Consider the following 1,291-nt stretch of genomic DNA (forward strand, 5'->3'; position numbering starts at 1 on the left):
AGCGGCAAGGTGCGCGGCTCCAGCCTGATCGCCCAGGACTTTACCGGTGACAGCTGGTTCCACCCGCGTCCGTCTGCAGGCGCCTTTGCGACTGTTTCCAGCGGCGCGAGCAACCTGGGGCCGAGCAACCCGGCGCTGGCCACGCGCGTGTTCGATGACGCGAATAAACAGTTCGTGCCCGCTCAAGGCCCGGTGCCGTTAGCTTCGCTGACGACCTCCGGCAGCGGTCTTGATCCACACTTGCCACCGTCGGCGATTGCCTATCAACTGGCGCGGGTAGCCGCCGCACGGAATGTGCCGGTGTCCACCCTGCAGCGCTTGCTGGATGAGCACATCGAAAGCCCGCTGGTGGGCCCGCCGGTGGTGAATGTGCTGGCGCTGAACATGGCCTTGGAAAAATTGTAAACAGGAGCACCGCTATCGCGGGCAAGCCCGCTCTCACAGGGCAATGCATTCCAAATGTGGGAGCGGGCTTGCCCGCGATAGCGCCCTGAAAGACACCCTATAAACCCCTGAAGGAACCCCCGCGCATGAGCGACTCCGGCCGCGCCGATGCCCTGTTAGCCGATCTGCCCCGGGACGGCCGTGGCCGGCTCAAAGTCTTCCTTGGCGCCGCCCCCGGTGTAGGCAAGACCTACGCCATGCTCCAGGCCGCCCACACCCAGTTACGCCAGGGCGTCAGGTTGCTCTCCGGCGTGGTCGAAACCCACGGCCGCGCCGAGACCGAAGCGTTGCTCAGCGGCCTGCCGCAGCAACCGTTGCTGCGCAGTGAATACCGTGGCGTGATGCTCGAAGAAATGGACCTGGACGGCCTGCTCGCCGCCAAGCCGCAACTGGTGCTGGTGGACGAGCTGGCTCACAGCAACGCGCCCGGCAGCCGCCATGAAAAGCGCTGGCAGGATATTCAGGAACTGCTCGCCGCCGGCATCAACGTGTTCACCACGGTCAACGTCCAGCACCTGGAAAGCCTCAACGATCAGGTGCGTGGCATCACCGGCGTGCAGGTGCGCGAAACCCTGCCGGATTGGGTGCTGCAGGAGGCCGATGAACTGCTGCTGATCGACCTGCCGTCCCGCGAGCTGCTGGAGCGTTTGCGCGACGGCAAGGTGTATGTGCCGGAACAGGCCCGCGCCGCCATCGATGCGTTTTTCACCCAGACTAATCTGACGGCCAGCAGGGTGACGATTTGCTGGTCGAGGCGGTCGATGTTGCTTCGGACTTGTTCAAGCGTGGTGCAGTTAACGGCCATGTTGAGTGAGCTCCTGATTGTGCGGGCAATGCTAACAAAGTG

Annotated in this window: 1 protein-coding gene and 1 pseudogene; both read left to right on the top strand. The window is 63.9% G+C overall.

Annotated elements, in window-relative coordinates; all coding sequences use genetic code 11:
- Positions 1 to 405, top strand: a 405-nt coding sequence (locus L9Z73_RS30690; protein ID WP_247408716.1) for a potassium-transporting ATPase subunit C, incomplete at its 5' end; no start/stop codon positions are given.
- Between the two features lie 125 nt (positions 406 to 530).
- A pseudogene (locus tag L9Z73_RS30695) lies at positions 531 to 1,291 on the top strand (hypothetical protein); the annotation flags it as partial.

It is taken from the genome of Pseudomonas emilianonis, assembly GCF_023072625.1.
In the GTDB taxonomy this organism is placed as follows: Bacteria; Pseudomonadota; Gammaproteobacteria; order Pseudomonadales; family Pseudomonadaceae; genus Aquipseudomonas; species Aquipseudomonas paraveronii.